This is a genomic window from Streptomyces sp. NPDC090798, assembly GCF_044768965.1.
Lineage (GTDB): Bacteria > Actinomycetota > Actinomycetes > Streptomycetales > Streptomycetaceae > Streptomyces.
Genome location: NZ_JBIVXA010000016.1, coordinates 184,506 through 202,918, shown reverse-complemented (window position 1 = coordinate 202,918; position 18,413 = coordinate 184,506). Strand labels below are relative to the sequence as shown.

The 18,413-nt window shown below is 72.9% G+C and carries 19 protein-coding genes; 10 read left to right on the top strand and 9 right to left on the bottom strand.

The features are described 5' to 3' along the window. Window positions 1-74: 74 nt before the first annotated feature. Complete coding sequence (locus ACIQTP_RS31270) at window positions 75-1,454, top strand: hypothetical protein (RefSeq protein ID WP_403406142.1); 1,380 nt, start codon at window positions 75-77, stop codon at window positions 1,452-1,454. A 119-nt stretch (window positions 1,455-1,573) separates the two neighbouring features. Further along, window positions 1,574-3,097, top strand: coding sequence for a protein kinase (locus tag ACIQTP_RS31265; protein ID WP_403406053.1), 1,524 nt, complete (start codon window positions 1,574-1,576; stop codon window positions 3,095-3,097). 44 nt (window positions 3,098-3,141) lie between these two features. Here ACIQTP_RS31265 and ACIQTP_RS31260 read toward each other — a convergent pair whose 3' ends face one another. The 3 genes from ACIQTP_RS31260 to ACIQTP_RS31250 all read right to left on the bottom strand — a co-directional run bounded on the left by ACIQTP_RS31260 (window position 3,142) and on the right by ACIQTP_RS31250 (window position 4,915). Next, complete coding sequence (locus ACIQTP_RS31260; RefSeq protein ID WP_403406050.1) at window positions 3,142-3,678, bottom strand: universal stress protein; 537 nt, start codon at window positions 3,676-3,678, stop codon at window positions 3,142-3,144. 161 nt (window positions 3,679-3,839) lie between these two features. Then, entirely contained in the window at window positions 3,840-4,346 is a 507-nt protein-coding gene (locus ACIQTP_RS31255) for a hypothetical protein (RefSeq protein WP_403406047.1), read from the bottom strand. After that, window positions 4,343-4,915, bottom strand: coding sequence for a SigE family RNA polymerase sigma factor (locus tag ACIQTP_RS31250; RefSeq protein ID WP_403406044.1), 573 nt, complete (start codon window positions 4,913-4,915; stop codon window positions 4,343-4,345). The genes ACIQTP_RS31255 and ACIQTP_RS31250 overlap by 4 nt, the downstream gene beginning before the upstream one ends. Before the next feature lie 288 nt (window positions 4,916-5,203). On the opposite strand from ACIQTP_RS31250, the gene ACIQTP_RS31245 reads away from it, so the two are divergent. Genes ACIQTP_RS31245 through ACIQTP_RS31230 form a run of 4 tightly spaced genes read left to right on the top strand, consistent with a single transcriptional unit; the run spans window position 5,204 to window position 7,869 of the window. Next, on the top strand, window positions 5,204-5,779 hold the full coding sequence (locus ACIQTP_RS31245) for an SAV_915 family protein (protein WP_403406041.1): 576 nt from the start codon (window positions 5,204-5,206) through the stop codon (window positions 5,777-5,779). After that, window positions 5,779-6,081 (top strand): DUF6317 family protein, encoded by a 303-nt coding sequence (locus tag ACIQTP_RS31240; RefSeq protein ID WP_403406038.1) that lies wholly within the window; start codon window positions 5,779-5,781, stop codon window positions 6,079-6,081. Before ACIQTP_RS31245 ends, ACIQTP_RS31240 begins: the two co-directional genes overlap by 1 nt. Next, complete coding sequence (locus tag ACIQTP_RS31235) at window positions 6,081-7,355, top strand: WXG100 family type VII secretion target (protein ID WP_403406036.1); 1,275 nt, start codon at window positions 6,081-6,083, stop codon at window positions 7,353-7,355. Before ACIQTP_RS31240 ends, ACIQTP_RS31235 begins: the two co-directional genes overlap by 1 nt. Continuing rightward, window positions 7,333-7,869 carry a hypothetical protein gene (locus ACIQTP_RS31230; RefSeq protein WP_403406033.1) on the top strand — a complete coding sequence of 179 codons (537 nt, stop codon included), beginning with the start codon at window positions 7,333-7,335 and terminating at the stop codon, window positions 7,867-7,869. Before ACIQTP_RS31235 ends, ACIQTP_RS31230 begins: the two co-directional genes overlap by 23 nt. 64 nt (window positions 7,870-7,933) lie before the next feature. Here the strand turns inward: ACIQTP_RS31230 and ACIQTP_RS31225 are convergent, their stop codons facing one another. After that, the gene (locus tag ACIQTP_RS31225; protein ID WP_403406031.1) at window positions 7,934-8,827 is read right to left on the bottom strand and encodes a Cof-type HAD-IIB family hydrolase; all 894 of its coding nucleotides are present in this window, start codon (window positions 8,825-8,827) and stop codon (window positions 7,934-7,936) included. A 404-nt stretch (window positions 8,828-9,231) separates the two neighbouring features. Here ACIQTP_RS31225 and ACIQTP_RS31220 point away from each other — a divergent pair, with 404 nt between their 5' ends. Beyond that, the gene (locus ACIQTP_RS31220; protein ID WP_403406028.1) at window positions 9,232-9,996 is read left to right on the top strand and encodes a L,D-transpeptidase family protein; all 765 of its coding nucleotides are present in this window, start codon (window positions 9,232-9,234) and stop codon (window positions 9,994-9,996) included. 25 nt (window positions 9,997-10,021) lie between these two features. Here ACIQTP_RS31220 and ACIQTP_RS31215 read toward each other — a convergent pair whose 3' ends face one another. Together ACIQTP_RS31215 and ACIQTP_RS31210 are read right to left on the bottom strand one after the other, a co-directional pair. Further along, the gene (locus ACIQTP_RS31215) at window positions 10,022-10,570 is read right to left on the bottom strand and encodes a hypothetical protein (RefSeq protein ID WP_403406025.1); all 549 of its coding nucleotides are present in this window, start codon (window positions 10,568-10,570) and stop codon (window positions 10,022-10,024) included. Between the two features lie 205 nt (window positions 10,571-10,775). Continuing rightward, window positions 10,776-12,212, bottom strand: coding sequence for a hypothetical protein (locus tag ACIQTP_RS31210; protein WP_403406022.1), 1,437 nt, complete (start codon window positions 12,210-12,212; stop codon window positions 10,776-10,778). Between the two features lie 113 nt (window positions 12,213-12,325). On the opposite strand from ACIQTP_RS31210, the gene ACIQTP_RS31205 reads away from it, so the two are divergent. After that, the gene (locus tag ACIQTP_RS31205) at window positions 12,326-13,570 is read left to right on the top strand and encodes a molybdopterin-dependent oxidoreductase (RefSeq protein WP_403406019.1); all 1,245 of its coding nucleotides are present in this window, start codon (window positions 12,326-12,328) and stop codon (window positions 13,568-13,570) included. Window positions 13,571-13,922: 352 nt separating this feature from the next. Here the strand turns inward: ACIQTP_RS31205 and ACIQTP_RS31200 are convergent, their stop codons facing one another. From ACIQTP_RS31200 to ACIQTP_RS31190, 3 genes are read right to left on the bottom strand one after another with little or no spacing between them, the layout of a single operon-like run. Continuing rightward, window positions 13,923-14,810, bottom strand: a complete 888-nt coding sequence (locus ACIQTP_RS31200; RefSeq protein WP_403406016.1) for a class I SAM-dependent methyltransferase — start codon at window positions 14,808-14,810, stop codon at window positions 13,923-13,925. Continuing rightward, entirely contained in the window at window positions 14,807-15,427 is a 621-nt protein-coding gene (locus ACIQTP_RS31195; RefSeq protein ID WP_403406014.1) for a DUF2064 domain-containing protein, read from the bottom strand. Before ACIQTP_RS31195 ends, ACIQTP_RS31200 begins: the two co-directional genes overlap by 4 nt. Further along, window positions 15,424-16,170, bottom strand: coding sequence for a glycosyltransferase family 2 protein (locus ACIQTP_RS31190; protein WP_403406139.1), 747 nt, complete (start codon window positions 16,168-16,170; stop codon window positions 15,424-15,426). The genes ACIQTP_RS31195 and ACIQTP_RS31190 overlap by 4 nt, the downstream gene beginning before the upstream one ends. Before the next feature lie 214 nt (window positions 16,171-16,384). On the opposite strand from ACIQTP_RS31190, the gene ACIQTP_RS31185 reads away from it, so the two are divergent. Both ACIQTP_RS31185 and ACIQTP_RS31180 read left to right on the top strand, forming a co-directional pair. Further along, window positions 16,385-17,155: a response regulator transcription factor gene (locus ACIQTP_RS31185; RefSeq protein WP_403406011.1), complete on the top strand. Its 771-nt coding sequence runs from the start codon at window positions 16,385-16,387 to the stop codon at window positions 17,153-17,155. Window positions 17,156-17,211: 56 nt separating this feature from the next. Then, window positions 17,212-18,342 carry a sensor histidine kinase gene (locus ACIQTP_RS31180; protein ID WP_403406137.1) on the top strand — a complete coding sequence of 377 codons (1,131 nt, stop codon included), beginning with the start codon at window positions 17,212-17,214 and terminating at the stop codon, window positions 18,340-18,342. The last annotated feature ends 71 nt before the right edge of the window (window positions 18,343-18,413 follow it).

The following is an 18,413-nucleotide window of genomic DNA, read 5'->3' as shown; positions in this document are numbered from 1 at the left end:
ACGAGCGGCCCTACCGCCTCCCCGGCCTCTCCCCGAACACGACGCAGGACGCCGTCGTCGTCGTTCCCGGCATCATGGGGAGCGAGTTGTACGACACCGAGTCCGGCCACGTCGTCTGGGGTCTCGCGAACGCCGGATGGCTGCTGAAGGCGTGGACGGCGCCCCGCGGCTTACGCGCCCTGCACCTCACGCCCGACGAACGCGAGGGCCGCCTCGGCCGCGTCCGGGCCCGGCGCCTGCTGCGCACCCCGGCCTGGAGCCCCTTCCTGCGCGGCATCGAGCCCTACAACGACCTGGTCACGACGGTCACCCGGAGCGTGGCCGACCCGGAGGCCGTGCTGCCCTTCGCCTACGACTGGCGGCTGTCGGTCGCCACGAACGCCCGGTTCCTCGCCGAGGCGGCGCGCGCCCACCTGGAGCGGTGGCGGCTCCATCCCGCACACGCGCTCGCCCGCAAGCACCGGGTCGACGAACGGGAGGGGCGGCTCGTCTTCGTCGCGCACTCCATGGGCGGACTGCTCACCCTCGCCGCTCTCACCGACGGCCCCGACGCCGACCTCGCGGCGGACACCCGGGGGGTGCTCACCCTCGGTACGCCCTTCCAGGGGGCAGTGGCCGCCGCCGCGATCCTCAACACCGGGCAGGGCACGCCGGTCCCGCTGCCGCACGCCAGGCTCAGAGGACTCGCGTACACCATGCCGGGCCTGCACGACCTGCTCCCGACGTTCCCCTGTCTCGACGAGGGCCTGAACATCCGCCGGCTGAGCCCCACGGACATCGCCGACCTGGGCGGCGACAAGGATCTGGCCGCCGACTCCCAGGCCCTGCACGACACCCTGCGCGGGCGGGCGCTGCCCGGGCACCGGGCGCTGGTGGGCATCAGCCAGCCCACCCTGCAGTCCCTGACCCTCCGTCAGGGCGTGGTGACCGCCTCCGAGCACTGCTACCGCGAGCACAGCGACGGCGAGCTGATGCGCGACGAGACCGGTGCGCCGCGCCGCTTCGACGTGGGCGGCGACGGCACCGTGCACAAGGAGTCCGCCGCCTCCCCGTCGAACCGCGTCACCGTGCCCCTCGCGCTGCAGCACGGCGCGCTGGCCCGGGGGGAGGCCGCGTTGGAGGCGGTGACCTCGTTCCTGGAGGAGGACGAGCACCTCGGTCCTCCGCAGGCCGGGGCACGGGTCGGCATCGAGGTCCCGGACCTCGTCGCCCCGGGCACGCCCTGGACGGTCCGGGTGCGGGGCGTCGACAGTCCCGCGGGGCTGGACTGCGCGGTCGAGGAGGTGGACGGCGCCTTCGCCGGACCCGCCCGGCTGTACGGCGACGACGACCACCTCGCGGCCCGCGTCACCGTGCCCGCGCCCGGCCTCTACCGGGTCACCCTGGACACGGGCGACCCCACTCCGCTGACCCAACTCGTCCTCGCGGCCCCGCACGAGCGCGACGACGGCTGAGATTCCCCCGCGACCCGCGCCGACTATGGTGTCGACACGAATCGAACGCGAAATGGTTCGAACCGGTCCGGACAGAGCGGTCCGGAGAGCGGTCCGGAAAGAACGGCAAGGGGCACGCGGTGGCGGACGAGGGGCGGCTGGTCGCCGGGCGCTACCGGCTGATCGAACAGATCGGCCGTGGCGGCATGGGCACGGTGTGGCGTGCCGAGGACGAGGTCCTCAGCCGTGAGGTCGCGCTCAAGCGGCTGCATGTCCAGCGGCACCTGACCGACGACGAGCTCGCCACCCTCCACGAACGCACCCGCCGCGAGGCACGCAGCGCCGCCCGTATCGCCCATCCCCACGTGGTCGTCGTGCACGACGTGGTGGACGACGAGGGGCTGCCCTGCATCGTCATGGAGTACGTGCGCTCCACCACCCTCGCCGCACTGCTCGCGGACGGCGGCGCGGTGGCGCCCACCGAGGCCGCCCGGATCGGCCTCGGCATGGTCGCCGCGCTGCGGGCCGCGCACGCCGCCGGGGTGCTGCACCGTGACGTCAAGCCGGGCAACGTCCTGCTCGGCGCCGACGGCCGTGTCGTCCTCACCGACTTCGGCATCGCCATGGCGACCGGCACCTCGACGCTGACCAAGACCGGCGAGATCATCGGCTCGATCGACTACATCGCGCCCGAACGGATGCGGGGCAAGAAGCCCGGACCCGCCGCGGACCTGTGGGCGCTCGGGGCGACCCTCTACCAGTCCGTCGAGGGGCGGCCCCCGTTCCGCAAGGCCACGGCCGTGGAGACGGCGTACGCCATCGCCGTCGACCCGGTCGACCCCATGAAACGGGCCGGGCCGCTGGAACCCCTCATCGACGCGCTGCTCGCGAAGGAACCGCAGGAGCGGCCGTCGGCGGAGGAGGTCGAGCGGGTCCTGAGGGAAGTCGTGTCGGGGGTACCGACACAGCTGACGCCCACGCGCCCGGTACGGATACCGGCACCGATACCAGCGCCGGCGCAGTCTCCGGCGACCGCGACGACGGTGGCACCGGCGCGGCAAGACGCACCGCCCCGGGCCCGTGGGCGCCGGACGGCCGTCTGGAGCGCGCTGGCCGTGGTGCTGGCGGCCGCGACGGTGGCGGGCGGGTGGTCCCTGACCCGGGACGGAAAGAGCGGCGGCACCCACCACAAAGCCGCCGCCTCCACCTCCGCGCCCCCGGCCGTCCCCGCGGGCTACCACCTGGTCACGGAGAAGAAGCTGGGTGTGTCCTTCCCGGTCCCGGACGGCTGGAAGCGCGGCAAGGCGTCCGCCGAACAGGTCACCTACGCCGACGAGACCGGTCTCGCGGGCCTCACGATCGGCATGGTCGAGCCGGCGGGCGCGAACCCCGAGTCGCACTTCACGAACATCGAGGCGAACACCAAGCTCAACTACCCCTCGTACCGGAAACTGCGCATGCAGCGCACCACGTTCCAGCAGAAGCCCGCGGCCGTGTGGGAGTTCACCTTCAAGGGCCGGGTCCGGGAGTTCCGCGCCATCGACCTGGGCTTCGGGCAGGAGGGCGGCCGGGAGTACGACATCTACCTCTCGGCCCCGGACCTCAAGTGGGACACCTTCCGTCCGGTCTTCGACACGGTCTCGGCGGGCTTCCGGGTCGGCTGAGCCCGGACGGCGGGGCCGGGGCAGCGGCGGGTCGGGGCACCGGTTCAGGACCTGCCGTCCGTCAGTTCGCTGGCGTCGAGCGGCAGGCGCAGGCTGACCCGGCGGCGTACGGAGGCGAGTTCGCGGTGCAGCGGTGAGCGCGGTACGGCCAGCACCGGGCAGGCGGCGTGCGCGAGGCAGTAGCGCGCGACGGACGGGAACAGCGCCCGGTGTATCCGGCCGCGCCGCCCGCCGCCGATCACCAGGAGGTCGCCGATCCGGTCGGCGGTCCGCACCAGGGCGCGCCCCGGCCGGTCCCACACGACCAGCCCCCGGCACGGCACCCCGGGCCCGTCGGCGCCGAAGGCCGTGCCGAGCGCGGTGAGCAGCCGGTCGTCCGCCATCTGCCGGAACTCGGTCATCGGCGGCGCGAGCATCGAACTCGGGTGGGCGAGCGCGCCGCGCGGCGGTTCCCAGGCACCCACGGCCAGCAGCACGGCGCCGGTGCGGCGCGCCTCGAACGCGCCCCGGTGCAGCGCCGCCAGACTCCCCGGCGAACCGCTCACCCCCACGACGACCCGCCGCCGCTCTCCCTCGCCCATCGCTCGCTCACCCCTCGGCGTACGTCGACACGGGTATCCGCGTTCCATCGAACGCGGGGGGAGGGCGGCGGGCCAGGGTGTTGGCGTTCACCTGACGAGGTCACGACCGTTCATGACACTTCGGCACACACCTCTGTCCTTGCCGGCCGGGGTGTCCTGGATCAGCCGGCGCAGAGGGTCAGGTTGATGGTGGCGCCGATGGACACGGTCTTCGGGCTGTGCGGGTCGACCGAGTGGACCGAGCCCGGCTTGCCGTTCTTGCCGCAGTCCACCTTGCTGACCGTGCCGAGCTTGAGCCGGGACTTCATCAGCAACTGCTTGGCGAAGTCCAGGTCGAGGCCCGCGAACTCGCGCTTTATTTTGCTGCCGTCGACCAGAACGGTGGTGGCGTCGTCGCCGGTCGCGGTGGTCGCGGCGGCGGGCTTCGCGGTGGTGGAATTGCTGGTGACGGCGGTGGCCAGGGCGGTGCCGCCGCCGGCCACGATCAGGGCTGCGGCGAGACCCGCGATGGCCGTGGCGCGCTTGCGGCGGGTCTTGCGCACGATGCCGACGGTGTCGACGGACGGCGCGTCGGCGGAGTTCGCGAATGCGTTCATGGCGTTCACCAGTTCCTCTTCGAAGGGTGTGTAACCGGTGCGGCCGGAAGGCCGAGCATCGTGCGAAGTCATCGGATTCCTTCCGTGGGCCGCTGCGGTGAAGGGCCGGAGAGCGCGGGGAACTGGCTTCTCAGCTTCTCGATCCCACGAGCGAGCTGGGACCGTACGGTACTCGCCGAGATCTTCAGATCGGCCGCGATCTCCGCATCCGACAGATCGTGGAAGTACCGCAGAACCACGACCGTGCGCATACGCATCGGCAGCCGCTGAAGAGCGCGAACGAGCTGGTCCCTGCTGTCTATCTGCCCGTACTCGTCCCCCGGAGCGGCCCGGTCGCCGCCGCTGTCGGGGTGCGGGGTCGTGCGGCGGAATCTTCGCCAACGGTCGTTCGCCAGGTTCACCATGATCCGCCGCACATAGGCGTCGGGGGCGTCCTTGGCGGCGATCGTGCGCCACTTGCGGCAGGTCCGTTCCAGGGTTTCCTGGAGCAGGTCCTCCGCGGCTTCGCGGCTTCCCGTCAAGACGAGGGCGCCACGGAACAGGGCGGCCGACCGGGCGGCGACGAAAGCGGGAAAGTCCATGTCCAGCGACTCGCTACCGCCACGCTCGGCGCCCAGCTTCCACTCGGTTGCCAGATCCACGCGCTCCTCCCTTCCTGTCACCCCTCCACGACGGGGAAGCCCCCTCATCTGCTGCACGACGGAGCTGAGAGCCGGGTCACACGGGGCCGGTCGACGGTGGGATCCGCTTTTCGTCAAAGGGCGACCAGGATCCGGCCAAGCGGCCGTATCGGTTGAGCATGCGGTCGGTATGCAGTCGGCATGCACTCGGCATGTACACGGCCCGACAGCCTGACATAGCGGGATTTGCCCTCGGGTCCGCTCGTTAGTGTGAGCACGCCAAAACGTCCAGGTCGAACAACGTCCACGGTGAAGAGTGAAGAGGTGACGGCGGTGGGGGCGCCGATACGGTCGCACATCTCCGACTACGCCGAGACCGGGCCGGCCGAGCCGTCGGCCACGGCCAAGTCGTCGGACCTGGAACCTCGTCCGTCGGACCCGGAACCTCGTCCGTCGAACCCGGAGCCGCGTCGTTCGCGCCTGCTCGACTACGCCGATGCGCAGCCGCCCGTACGGCCGGACGCGGAGGGGCGGCAGGGCCCGAAGCCCGGCGTCCCCGCGTACCACACCCCCGTGCTGGTCCCCGCCCATCCGCGCTACGTCGACGCGCTGGACCCGTCAGGCCGCCCCACCCGCGTGCCCTTCATCGCCTACGAGCTGTTCGAGCACCCCACGGACGGGACCGTGGCCTTCGCCTTCACCACGCCGGCCCGGCTGGTGGCCGCGCTCGGCGAGGCCCAGCCGTGGGTCGCCACGTCGATCGGGCCGCTGGCCGAGGGGGTGCGCGAGCACGGCGTCACCGTCCGCGTCGACCCGCGCGTCGTGCCCGGACACCACAACTGGCAGCCGGCCGACCTGGCCGCCTACGCACGGGAGGTGCGCTGATGCCGGCCGACTTCAAGGCGGTCCTGAGCGACCTCACCTCGATGTCCAAGACCTTCCACGACGAGGCCACCCACTACCGGAACCTGCACGACCAGGTCGCCCCGCCCGTCGTCAGCGGCGGTGACAGCGGCCTCGACCACGCCATCAAGGAGGTCGCCGACCTCATCGTCGCCCTGCACACCGGCTTCGCCGACCGGCTGGACGACCACGGCGACAAGGTGGCGTACGCCCGCGACTCGTTCCAGCGGCACGACATCGACGTACACGGTCTGTTCGAGGACCTGATGGCGGGGGACGGCTGATGAGCGACAGCTGGGTCGGCGGCGACATCGGTGGACTGCGCACGATGGCCGAGACGTACAAGAACGCCAAGAAGAAGCTCGAGGACGTCGTCCATCCGCTCAGCAGCGCGGTCGAGGAGCTGGTCGGCGACGCGAGTTGGAAGGGCGACGCGGCCGAGACCTTCCGCGCCGCCTGGAGCGAGGACGCCCTCACGGCGGGCGCCTTCGCGGGCCTCGTCCACGACGCGGGCGACATTCTCGACACCCTCGTCGGCGCGCTGTCCGCCTGCGAGACGGCGCTGCAGAACGCCGAGCACATCGCAGTGAAGAAGGGCGTACCCATGGGCGCCCAGGGCGCCCCGCTCCAGTTCGTCACGTCCGACCCGCCGAGCGCCGACGAACAGAAGACGATCTCGGCGTCCGGCGAGTACGACAAGGCGCGCACGGAGATTCTGCGTACGGCGCAGCATGCGAGGTTGGTCGCGGCGGACAAGTTGCGGGGGTTGTACGCACAGGTCACCGCGTCGGTGTCCCCGGGCGACAAGATCACCCTTGCCGACATGCTGCGGGGTCTTTACGCGTACGACGCCGAGGACGCCCGAGCCGGCGGCAAGGAGGCCCGCAGACTGATCGACGGTGCCAAGGAGGAGGAGCGGGCGGCCAAGAAGGAACTCCGCGCCGAGCGCAAGGCCTTCCAGAAGGCCGGCCGCGCACTGCCCAAGGACCTCCCCGCCAAGAGCGCCTACCGCGATGCGATGACGAAGGTCGACTCGCTGGAAGAGGACATCGCCCGCTCCGACCACGGCAGCACCAAACTGCCCTACGACCGGGCTCTCAACATCAAACTGGCCGACGCAGCCGAGGCGTTGCGCGTCGGGCGAAGCCTCGAAGCGCTGCCGGAGTTCCTCAAGGAGGTCCCGGTGCTGGACGTCGCCGCGGCTGCGGCGTGCGGTTTGGTGGAGGCGAAGGACGACCATGACAAGGGCTGGTCCTGGCAGCACTCCGTCGTTGTCGACGGCGGTGCCGCACTCGGCGGCGTCGCCGTCGGCGCGGGTGTTGTGGCCGCGCTGCCCGTCGAAGGCGCGGTCGCGCTGGCCGGCGTCGGGGTCGTGGCCGCGGTGGCCGCGACCAGTCTCCTCGATCACTCCTTCCATGAGCACTGGAGCGAGGACATCCACGACCACGGCGTAGTCGGTGGTGTGCTGACCGGCACGGGCCACGTCTTCACGGAAACCGGGGACGACGGCGTACGAATGGCGAAGGACATCTGGCATGGCGTCAAGAGCATCTTCTGAGGTTCCCGCCCTCGGGACCCCCGCCCATATTCCGGCCCTGCCCAAGCTCGGGACCACGTGGTACAAGCGCGGTGCGCTCTATTGGCTGTGCCGTGCCCGTACGACGGTCTTCCTGCTGATCGTGATGGCCATGGTCTGCTTCTTCTCGATCAGCCTCTACCAAGGGTTCCGCAGTGAGATGCCGGCCACCGTGCGCACCGTGTGCGACTGGGCGCAGGTGGTCGCGTCCTGCGTGGCCCTGGTCTGGGGGTGGGTGAAGCAGCGACGGGGCCACCGCGAAGGCCTACTGCACCCGCCCACCCCCGAGCAGACCCGTCAGGCCAAGCGCGACCACGACAGGCGCGCCCCCGGGCTGATAGCCGCGGGCCGGGGCCTCGTGATCCTCGCGGCACCCGTCATGCCGGCGTTCGCCGCGTACACCGTCGGCTGGTTGGTCGCCTGGCTCACCGTCCGCGAGTACCCCAGCGAGGTCGGCGCCCGGCGCTGGCTGCAGGAGCACGGGGCCTCGGCGTGACGGCAAAGACGTCTTCCGGGTGGCCTTGGTCTGGGGGCGGGTGGTGGAGGGGTGATCGGGCGGGTCACATGGGTGGCAGGTGGAGCAGGCGGGTGATCGTGCGCAGGACGCCGTTCTCGTTGTTGGACGGGGCGAGGTGGCGGGCCCGGTCGATGATGGCGGGGTGGGCGTTGGCCATGGCGAAGGACCACTCGGCGGTGTCGAGCATTTCGAGGTCGTTGAGGTAGTCGCCGAACACCATGGTCTGGGCGGGTGTGATGCCCAGGTCGTCCTGGAGACGGCGTACGGCCGCGCCCTTGTCGGCGGTGACGTTCATGATGTCCACCCAGTGTTCGCCGGAGACGACGACCTGGTGGGTCGAGGTGAAGGGGCGCAGGGCCGGGGCGGTGGTCCGCTCCACCGGTCCGAAGTCGTAGAGGGCGACCTTGAGGATCTCGTCGTCGACGGCGGTCGCGTCGGGGACGGGCCGGAGCCGGGTGTAGTACTGCCGGGCCTCGGCCAGGAACGCTTCGTCGGTCCGTTCGACATACGCGGACCGCTTGCCGCAGACCACCGCGCCGACGTCCACGCCCTCGGCCCGCAGCTCCCGCGTCGTGGTGACGATCCGCGCGGCGACGGACGGGTCCAGCGGGTCGGAGCTGAGCTCCACGCCGTCCCGCACGACGTACGTACCGTTCTCGGCGATGAACACCATGCCCTGCCCCGCGTCGGCGAACTCCTTGGCCAGGGTCGCGTACTGACGGCCGCTCGCCGGGCAGAAGAGCACGTCCCTTCGGCGCAGCTCGGCCAAGAGCGACCACAGGCCGTCGGGTATGCGCTTGGCGTCGTCCAGGAGCGTGCCGTCCATGTCGGTGACGATGAGCCGGATGTCGGCGGCGGCTCCCTCCGGGGGCTGGGGCGCGGTGACGGTCAGGGGGGTGGTCGCGGCGGTGGCGGCTGCGGGGTGAGGAAGGGGCATGTTCTTTCCTGTGGCGGGGGTACGGGGGCGACGCGCGGCAGTGGGCGTGCGGGGCTGTTCGGGGGACTGGCCTTCGGCCGGTTCAGTCGGCGTCGCCCAGCGTCCCGGCTTCGACCGGCGGCGGCAGTGGAGCCGGTGTGTTCACGGCGTCCCGTACGGGTTCCGGCAGGCAGGGGCGGCCCCCGGTGTCGCCGGCCGTCGCTTGGCGATGTCCATCTCCGCCACCCTACCCGGGGGATATGGGCAGGGGCTCTCGCCCTACCAAAAGGCTCATTCCGGGCGTACCCGTGCTCGCCGCAGGCCCTCCTCGCCGCAGACTCGCGCCGGGTTCAGTCACTGAAGTGGAAACGGTCCGCGGAGCCGAGCTGACCAGTTCCTCACAAGTCACCCCCAGGCTGACGATCATGGCTCTCTTCACCCGTCGTACGGCGTTGATCGCCGCCGGCGCTCTGGTCCTGTCCGTCCCGCTCGCCGGATGCGGAGGCGCCGGCGCCGAACGGTCCGTCGGCGCCCCCGGTACGACGCAGGCCAGGCCCGGGCGGCCCGCGCCGGACAGTTCGGAGTCCGCCGCGCCGGTCGTACCGGCGCGGCTGCCGGGTGTCGGCCCCGCGACGCTGGCCGGGATACCCGGGAACGCGCGGCAGGTCGTCCTGGTCACCGGCCGGGGCAAGGACTCCCCGGTGTCACAGGTTGTGCTGTACCGGCGTACGAGCGCGGGCTGGGAGCCGGGAGCGACCTGGCCGGCCCACAACGCCCTCAAGGGCTGGACGGACGACCATCACGCCGGTGATCTGCGCTCACCCATCGGCGTGTTCACCCTCACCGACGCGGGCGGACTCCGGCCCGACCCCGGTGCCAAACTGCCCTACGACCGGTCGGTCGGCTTCACCATCGCAGGCAGGGGCTTCGAGGGGGAGTCGCTGGCCGGCTCCTTCGACTACGTCGTCGCGATCAACTACAACCACGAGCCCGGCACTTCACCCCTCGACTGGACCCGCCCGCTCGGCGCGGGCAAGGGCGGCGGCATCTGGCTGCACGTCGACCACGGGGGCCCCACGCACGGCTGCGTGAGCCTGGCCCAGGAGCACATGCGGGAACTGCTGCGCACGCTGGATCCCGGCCGGCACCCGGTGATCGTCATGGGCGACGCCAAGTCCCTCGCCCGCTGACGTCCCTCCGGCCCCGGGGCGCCCGTCAGCGCGCGGGTGTCGCCGGGCTTCCCGCGGTGGGCAGGGCCGGGAGCCCGGACAGTCCGCCGCCGAGGAGCCCCGTGACCACCCCGACCACCGGCGACAGCAGGCCGGTCACCGTGCCCAGTGCCCCCGTCAGGGCCTTGACCAGTCCGTCGACCGTCGACTGGAGGTGGGTGAGGAGATCCGAGACCGGATCGGCGACCGCGATCCCGGCCCGGTCGGTGACGCCGGAGGCGGCGGCAGTGGCGGTGGTGGCGGTAGTGGTGATGGCGGAGGCCCGCTCCTTCAGCCGCCGTTCCAGGGACGCGTTCGCCGTCTCCAGGGCGCGCACGTAACCGGCGGCCTCGGCCGCGTCGAGACGGCCGCCCCGTGCGGCGACGGCGGACAGCACGTCCAGCAGTGGGTGGAACACGGCGTCGTGGTCGGCCCTGGCGAGGGCGTCGAGCCGTTTCACCCCCGCGTCCCGCTCGGCGAAGGCCTCCCGGCGTACGTCCACCGCGGCCGCGGCCGCGGCCGTGCCGACCGGGCCGCGGGATATGAGGGCACGCATGCGTGGTCCTTTCGTCGGCTGCTTCTCCATGGGCCCACCGTGAGATCCACGACCCCCCGTCGCAACCCGCCGCACGCCCCCGCCGTGCGCCCCGCTCCCGCCCCGTTACGGCGCTGAACAGCAGCTTTCCCCCGAAGCGCCGCGACCGCCCCGGCCCGCCGCCGTTCGGCTGTCAGGGGAGTCGACGCGGCCTTGGCGCGTCCGCTCACCAACCGGTCAGCAGGAGGTGGTTGAGGAGCAGGGCCAGAGTGGCCTGGGCGGTGAGCCAGGCGCGGGGGCGGGGCAGGAACGCGCAGGTCGGCAGGGACCACATCGCGAACGGCAGCCAGATCCGTTCCGTCTCCGCCTTGCTCATGCCGGAGAGGTCGGCGGCCAGGAGGGCGAGCAGGGCGGCGAGAGCGAGGAGGGCGAGGCGGGGCCCGGGGGAGAGGGCGTGGGGGCGGCGGAGGGCGCGGGGGCCTTCGCGTACGGCCGTCGCGACCGTTCGGCGCAGGCCCGCCACCGTCGCCGGGCCCACGATCAGCGCCGTACAGGCGAGGTTCGCCCAGACCCAGTAACCGTACGGCCGTACGCCGCCGACCCCTTCGTAGTAGCGGGTGACCAACAGGCGGTAGCCCTCCCACCAGTTGAAGCCGAGCAGCGTGAACAGGAGGGGGACGACGGCCAGTCCGGCGAGGACGTACGGGAGGGGGCGGAGCCGGTGGGAGCCGAGCAGCAGGACGGCGGCGGCGATCACGGCGAACAGCGTCAGGCCGTAGGAGAGGTACGCGGTGAGGCCGAGGAGAAGCCCGGCGGCGAGGCCTGTCGACCGGGGCCGGGGTCCGGTGACCGCGAGGGCGAGGAGGGCGACGGCCCAGGCGGCGACCGCGGCGAAGTACCCGTCCGCGGAGGCGCCCACCCACACGGCGGCCGGGGCGAGGACAAGGAAGGGCGCGGCGCGGCGGGCGAGCTCCTCCGCGGCCAGCGCCCGTACGGCGACCAGGACCGCGGCCGGCGCCGCCGCCCCGGCCACGATGCACCACACACCCGCCCAGCCGCCGCCGGCGAGCCCGACCCGGTCGAGGAGCACGAAGGTGACGGTGGCCCCCGGCGGGTGGCCCGCGATGTGCGCGGGCCAGGGGGCGGGGGAGTGACTCACGATGTGGTGGGTGAAGTCCCGCAGGGTGGCGGGGATGTCGTGGAAGCGGCCGATGACCGTGAGGTACTCGTTCGTGGCCGTCAGCCGCCCGGCGATCCCCCGCTGCCACCCGTCGACCAGCGCGAGGGAGAACGTCCAGGCGGTGGCGGTGCCCCAGGACGTCCACAGCAGCGCCCGCCACGGCAGACGTGTGGCGAGGAGCGGCCCGTAGGCGACGACGGCGACGGCCACGGCGAGCGCGGCCGGGGTGCCGGGGCCGAGGTGCGGCTCCCACTGGGCGAACAGGGGAGGCCAGCGGACGAAGAGCGTGTGGTGGCGGCGTTGGATCGACGTGCCGACCAGCGCGGCCGCCGTGACGAGCAGAGCGGCGGCCAGAACGGCGGCCAGGTCGAGGAGCGGATCCCGGCGCCGGTCGTGGCGTCGAACGCGAGGCCGGTGCGCAGGAGCGCCGGGGAGATCGCGGGGATGGTCCTGCGGAAGGCCCTGGGGAAGATCGCGGTTCACATCCGCACGCTAGGCCGCGGACCGGCCGCCGGAGCCGCCGCAGGGGTGGACGTCAGAGTTTCGTCATGGTTTGCGGACCCGTTCGGGGGGTGTCGCGGTCCTACGGTCGGGGCATGCCACGGTCTCCCTCCTCCCCCGCGTTCTGGCGCAGCCCATTGCGCGGCCCCTGGTTCACCTCGGTGCTCGGCGTCGTCCTGCTCGGCGGCATCACCGTGCTGTTCCTGACGGGTCTCGTGTCCTACGCGGCCTACAACCCGAACCTGTCGCCGGTGAACGACATGACCCCGGACAAGGGGCTGCTCGGCTTCTACCTCTTCTCCTGGCCGACGAACCCGTCCTGGCTGTACCGCCTCACCCAGGGCGTCCACGTCACCCTCGGCATCACGCTGATCCCCGTACTGCTGGCGAAGCTGTGGTCGGTCGTGCCGAAGCTGTTCGCGCTGCCGCCCGCCCGGTCGCTCGCGCACGCGCTGGAGCGGATCTCGCTGCTCCTGCTGGTCGGGGGCGCCCTGTTCGAGTTCACCACCGGCGTGCTGAACATCCAGCTCGACTACGTCTTCCCCGGCTCCTTCTATCCGCTGCACTTCTACGGGGCCTGGGTGTTCTTCGCCGCGTTCGTGGCGCACGCGGTGCTGCGAGTGCCCATGGCGCTGCGCAATCTGCGTCATCTCCGGGACGAGGATCAACATCCACAGCCGGGCGATGAGTTGGTCTCACCGGACCCCACCCCGCCCACCGTCTCGCGGCGCGGCGCCCTCGGGGTCGTCGGCGGCGGATCACTGCTGCTGTTCGCCACGACGGCGGGCCGCAGCTTCGACGAGCCGCTGCGGGAGACGGCCGTACTCACCCCGCACGGCGGCCCCGAACCGGGCAGCGGACCCGGGGGCTTCCAGATCAACAAGACGGCCGAGGCGGTCGGCATCGACATGCGGGAGACGACCGGGGAGACGTGGCGGCTGGTCGTCGAGGGGCGCGGGCGCACGGTCCGGCTGAGCCGGGAGGAGCTGCTGCGACTCCCGCTCCACAGCGCCGCGTTGCCCATCGCCTGCGTGGAGGGCTGGTCGACCTCCGACCAGTGGTGGCGGGGGGTGCGGTTGCGGGACCTCGCGGCGCTCGTCGGATACGAGGTGAGCGTGGCGCCCGATGTGCTGGTGGAGTCGTTGCAGCGGCACGGGGCGTTCCGGCACGCGGCCCTGCGCTCCAACCAGGTGCGCGACCCGCGCTCCCTGCTGGTCCTGTTCGCCAACGGCGAGGACCTGACCCCCGACCACGGCTACCCCGCGCGGATCATCGTCCCCGCGGCGCCCGGCGTGCTCAACACCAAGTGGGTGGCCCGGATGACGTTCGGAGAACTGTGATGCGACGGCCTGTGATGCGACGGCCTGTGATGCGACGGCCGTTCGGGAAGCCTGTCCTGGGCGGTCCGCTGCAGATCCTGCTGCTGGCCTGTTCGTTCGCGCTCGCCGGGTACGCCGGGGTGCGGCTGCTCTCGGGGGACTGGTTCGGGGTGGCGCTGTGGTTCGTGGGCGCGGCGGTCCTCCACGACCTGGTGCTCGTTCCGTTGTACGCGGGGGCGGACCGGGCCGTGGCGAGGGGTCTCGGCGCGGTCGGCCGCCGGGAGTGGACGGTCTACGTCCGGTTCCCGGCCGCGTTCTCGGCGCTTCTGCTGCTGATGTGGTTTCCGCTGATCAGCGGGCAGATGGCGGAGCGCTACCGGTTGGCCACCGGGCTCTCGGGCGACGGCTTCCTGGCCCGCTGGCTGCTGATCACGGCGGTGCTGTTCGGGGGCTCGGCGGCGCTGCTCATCCTGCGGCTGTCCCGGTCGTCCCGGTCGTCCCGGTCGTCCCGGTCATCCCGGTCATCACGATCGTCGCGATCGTCAAGGTCGTCCCGGTCTTCGCGTCCGTCGCGGTTGCGCAGGGCGACGAAGGAGCGTCCCCCGGCCGACCACTGACCGTCCCGGCGCCAGCCCGCGCGTGCCGCGTGCCGGAGCAGCGCCGGGGTGCCGACGCGGGCCCACGGGAAGGCCGGCCCGGCCGTGCCCCGGGGGTCGGGGGCCCGGACGATGTGGACGCTGACCCGTTCGTCGACGTCCACGTCCGCGAGGGTCTCGACGATCAACAGCCCGCCGGGGGTGAGGAGTTGGGACATCCGGCGGAGCAGGGCGGCCGGGTCGCCGCCGATGCCGACATTGCCGTCGAGGAGGAGCGCGGTGTCCCAGCGGCCCTCACCGGGGAGCGGCTCGAAGACGGAGCGCCGCAGGGCCTGTCCGCCGAGTCGGGCGGTGTGCGCGACGGCCGCCTCGCTGACGTCGATGCCGAGCGCGGGCCGCCCCCGGGCGGCGAGTTCGGCGACGAGCCGCCCCGGCCCGCAGCCCACGTCGAGCACGGTCCCCTCGCAGCGCCCCAGGACGGTCAGGTCCACCGCGTCGGCCCGCGCGCACCAGCGCTCCACCTCCAGGGGCAGCAGCCAGCCGTCGGTGCGCCGGAGGAAGAGCGGGCCCCGGCCGGTGACCAGGGCGTCCGCGTAGGGGTCGGCGGACCAGGGGCGCGGGCCGGGCAGCCCCGGCGGTGTCGTCGTCCCGTGCGCGGTGCTCATCGTCCGGTGGCCGTCCGCAGACGTCCGAGCTCGGCGGCGAAGCGGCTGCCGGGCGGCGCGAGCGCGGCGACCGCCTCCGCGTCGGCGGCCGTGTCGACGTCCCGGAGGCGGGGCAGGTCGCGCACGCGCAGCCCGGCGGCGACGAGCCGCTCCCGCTGCACCGCACCCGTCGTGGGCGTCGACATCGGCACGCCCCGCAGAAGCTCCGGATCGGGTTCGGCGAGCCCGAGGGCCCAGAAGCCGCCGTCCTCGGCTGGGCCGAAGTAGGCGTCGCAGCCGGCGAAGTCCACGGTGAGGAGCGCGGGGGTCACCTGAGGGGTGTCCATGCCGATGAGCAGCGCGGGCCCGTCGCAGCCCGCGAAGGCGGCGGCCAGCCGTTCGTCGAGGCCGCCCGCGCACTGCGGTACGACGTCGAAGCCGGCCGGCAGCCAGTCGCCGGCCGCCCCGTCGAGCACGAGCACCCGGCGCCGTGCCGGGGTCGCCGCCACCGCGCGCAGGGTGTCCACGAGGGACGCCCCGGCGAGCAGCGCCGCCTCCCGGGGCGTGAACGGCGGGGTGAGGCGGGTCTTGACCCGTCCGGGTCGCGGTTCCTTGGCGATGACGAGGAGCGTCGTCACTGGCTGGTTCCTCCCTGGGAACGGGAATCCGTGGAGGTGGGTGAAGGGGGGAGGGCGGCGTGGGCGTGGCGCGACGGAGCGGGTGGCTCGGCGAGGACGCGGCGCATGTCCCGTACCGCCTGCCAGGTGCCGCGCCAGGTGCCGGTGACCTTGGAGGCACCGGTACGCGGCAGATAGGGCACGTCGTGCTCGGTGACGCGCCAGCCGGCGTCGGCGGCGCGCACGACCATCTGGAGCGGGTAGCCGCTGCGGCGGTCGGTGAGGCCGAGGGCGAGCAGCGGTTCGCGGCGGGCGGCACGCAGGGGGCCGAGGTCGTGCAGGCGCAGGCCGGTGCGGCGGCGGAGCATCCGGGCGAGGGCGAGGTTGCCCGCCCGGGCGTGCGCGGGCCAGGCGCCCGGGCCCTGTGGGCGGCGCCGCCCGAGCACGAGGTCGGCCTCGCCGTCCCGTACCTCGCGGACGAAGGGCAGGAGCCGGGCCGGGTCCAGTGAGGCGTCGCAGTCGCAGAAGCACACGATGTCCGCGGTGGCGGCTCGCAGACCGGCGTGGCAGGCGGCGCCGAACCCGCGGCGCGTCTCGCGCACGACGGTCGCGCCGAGGCCGCGGGCCAGTTCCGCCGAGCCGTCCGTGGAGCCGTTGTCCACGACCAGCGCGCGCCAGCCGGCGGGAACGCGGGCGAGGACCCAGGGGAGGGCCTCGGCCTCGTTCAGACAGGGGAGGATCACGTCGACCGGACAGGGGAGGATCTCGTCGACCGGACGGGGGAGGACCACGTCGACGGGTGCCGGGTCCGTGTCCGGGGCCTTGTCGGGGTCGGGGTCTGGGTCGGGTTCGGGGGAGGTCGTCACGGCTTTCACCCTACGAACACGAAAGGGAGATATCGGACTTCAGGTCCTTACGAAACACGGACGTCGCGGCGGGATCGCGGCACGCGGGTGCGGCCGGTGGGACGCTGGATTCATGCAGCAGCCGTACGAATCCGCAGGTAACGGACCCGCCCCGGGCGGGCCCGGGCGGAGCGCCCGCGTCCTCGTCGTCGACGACGACCCCACCGTCGCCGAGGTGGTCTCCGGCTACCTCGACCGCGCCGGGTACGTCGTGGACCGTGCCGCGGACGGGCCCGCCGCGCTCGCCCGGGCCGCCGCGCACTGGCCCGACCTGGTGGTGCTGGACCTGATGCTGCCGGGGATGGACGGCCTGGAGGTGTGCCGCAGGATGCGCGGCCACGGGCCCGTGCCGGTCATCATGCTCACCGCGCGCGGTGACGAGGACGACCGGATCCTCGGCCTGGAGGTGGGTGCCGACGACTACGTCACCAAGCCCTTCAGCCCCCGCGAACTGGTCCTGAGGGTGGAGTCGGTCCTGCGCCGCAGCCGCCCCGCCGCAGGCGCTCGCCCCCTTCGGCTGGCCGGTCTCGCCGTCGACCCCGACGCCCGCCGCGCCACCAGGAACGGCGAGGATCTCGCCCTCACCATCCGGGAGTTCGACCTGCTCGCGTTCTTCCTCCGCAATCCCGGCCGGGCGTACAGCCGTGAGGACCTGATGCGCGAGGTGTGGGGCTGGGACTTCGGTGACCTGTCGACGGTCACGGTGCATGTGCGCCGGCTGCGGGGCAAGGTCGAGGAGGATCCGGGCAGACCGCGGCTGATCCAGACGGTGTGGGGGGTCGGATACCGCTTCGAGGAGCCCACGCCCCGGGAGGGCCTGACGTCCCGCGAGGAGGCGGTCTGACCATGCGAACCATGCCTCTCACACACGCCGTGCAAGCCACGCACACCGTCCATGCCATGCAAACCGTGCACTCCACGCACGACATGCTGCTCATCGCCCTGTACGCCTTCCTCGGCGCCGCCGCGGCCGGGCTGCTCGGGGCGGGGGCGCTGTGGCTGATCCGGCGGCGGTCGCTGACCGTGTCCCTCGCCGTCGTCGCCGCCGTGGCGGTCACCGCGATGCTCGCGGGGACGCTGGCCGTCGCCTGGGCGATGTTCCTGTCCTCGCACGACCTGGGTGTGGTCACGACCGTGGTGGCCATGGCGGCGGTGGTGTCCCTGGCGACGGCGCTGTTGCTGGGTCGTTGGGTGGTGGCCCGCAGCAGGGCGCTCACCCTGGCCGCGCGCTCCTTCGGCGACGGCGGCGACTTCGCGCCCCCCGAGGGCCCCGCGACCGCCGAACTCGCCGCGCTGAGCCGGGAGTTGCAGGCGACCAGTGCGAGGCTCGCCGAGTCCCGCGACCGGGAACGCGCGCTGGAGACCTCCCGCCGTGAACTCGTCGCCTGGATCTCGCACGACCTGCGCACCCCGCTCGCCGGGCTGCGGGCGATGTCGGAGGCGCTGGAGGACGGGGTGGCCGCCGACCCGGACCGCTATCTCCGGCAGATCCGTACCGAGGTCGAACGCCTCAACGACATGGTCGGCGACCTCTTCGAACTCTCCCGCATACACGCCGGGACCCTCGCCCTGTCCCCCTCCCGCATCTCCCTCTACGACCTTGTCGGTGACGCCCTCGCGGGCGCGGACCCGCTCGCCCGTGAGCACGGCGTACGCCTGGTCGGGGACCGTATCGAGCCGGTGCCGGTCGAGGTGGACGGCAAGGAGATGAGCCGGGTGCTGGGCAATCTCCTCGTCAACGCGATCCGCCGGACTCCGGCCGACGGCACGGTCGCGGTCGCCGCCGAGCGCTCGGACGCGGGGGTCGTCCTGTCCGTCACCGACGGCTGCGGCGGCATCCCGGAGGAGGACCTCCCGCGCGTCTTCGACACCGGCTGGCGCGGCACTCACGCCCGCACGCCCCCCGCCGGAGCGGGCCTGGGCCTGGCCATCGTCCGGGGCATCGTCGAGGCCCACCAGGGCCGGGCCGCCGTCCACAACGTCCCCGGCGGCTGCCGCTTCGAGGTCACGCTGCCCACGGCCGGGGCGTGAGGCGCAGGCCCCGGCCGCCCCTCCCCTGCTCGGCTGCTTCCCCGCTCCCCTACTCCCTTGCTCCCTTGCTC

Coding starts and splice junctions, on each gene's coding strand:
- ACIQTP_RS31270 (WP_403406142.1), top strand. CDS start 75: ATGGGGAGCGAGTTGTACGACACCGAGTCCGGCCACGTCGTCTGGGGT.
- ACIQTP_RS31260 (WP_403406050.1), bottom strand. CDS start 3,678: ATGGGCGAGGGAGAGCGGCGGCGGGTCGTCGTGGGGGTGAGCGGTTCG.
- ACIQTP_RS31255 (WP_403406047.1), bottom strand. CDS start 4,346: ATGACTTCGCACGATGCTCGGCCTTCCGGCCGCACCGGTTACACACCC.
- ACIQTP_RS31240 (WP_403406038.1), top strand. CDS start 5,779: ATGCCGGCCGACTTCAAGGCGGTCCTGAGCGACCTCACCTCGATGTCC.
- ACIQTP_RS31235 (WP_403406036.1), top strand. CDS start 6,081: ATGAGCGACAGCTGGGTCGGCGGCGACATCGGTGGACTGCGCACGATG.
- ACIQTP_RS31230 (WP_403406033.1), top strand. CDS start 7,333: ATGGCGTCAAGAGCATCTTCTGAGGTTCCCGCCCTCGGGACCCCCGCC.
- ACIQTP_RS31225 (WP_403406031.1), bottom strand. CDS start 8,827: ATGCCCCTTCCTCACCCCGCAGCCGCCACCGCCGCGACCACCCCCCTG.
- ACIQTP_RS31220 (WP_403406028.1), top strand. CDS start 9,232: ATGGCTCTCTTCACCCGTCGTACGGCGTTGATCGCCGCCGGCGCTCTG.
- ACIQTP_RS31215 (WP_403406025.1), bottom strand. CDS start 10,570: ATGCGTGCCCTCATATCCCGCGGCCCGGTCGGCACGGCCGCGGCCGCG.
- ACIQTP_RS31205 (WP_403406019.1), top strand. CDS start 12,326: ATGCCACGGTCTCCCTCCTCCCCCGCGTTCTGGCGCAGCCCATTGCGC.
- ACIQTP_RS31200 (WP_403406016.1), bottom strand. CDS start 14,810: ATGAGCACCGCGCACGGGACGACGACACCGCCGGGGCTGCCCGGCCCG.
- ACIQTP_RS31185 (WP_403406011.1), top strand. CDS start 16,385: ATGCAGCAGCCGTACGAATCCGCAGGTAACGGACCCGCCCCGGGCGGG.
- ACIQTP_RS31180 (WP_403406137.1), top strand. CDS start 17,212: ATGCAAACCGTGCACTCCACGCACGACATGCTGCTCATCGCCCTGTAC.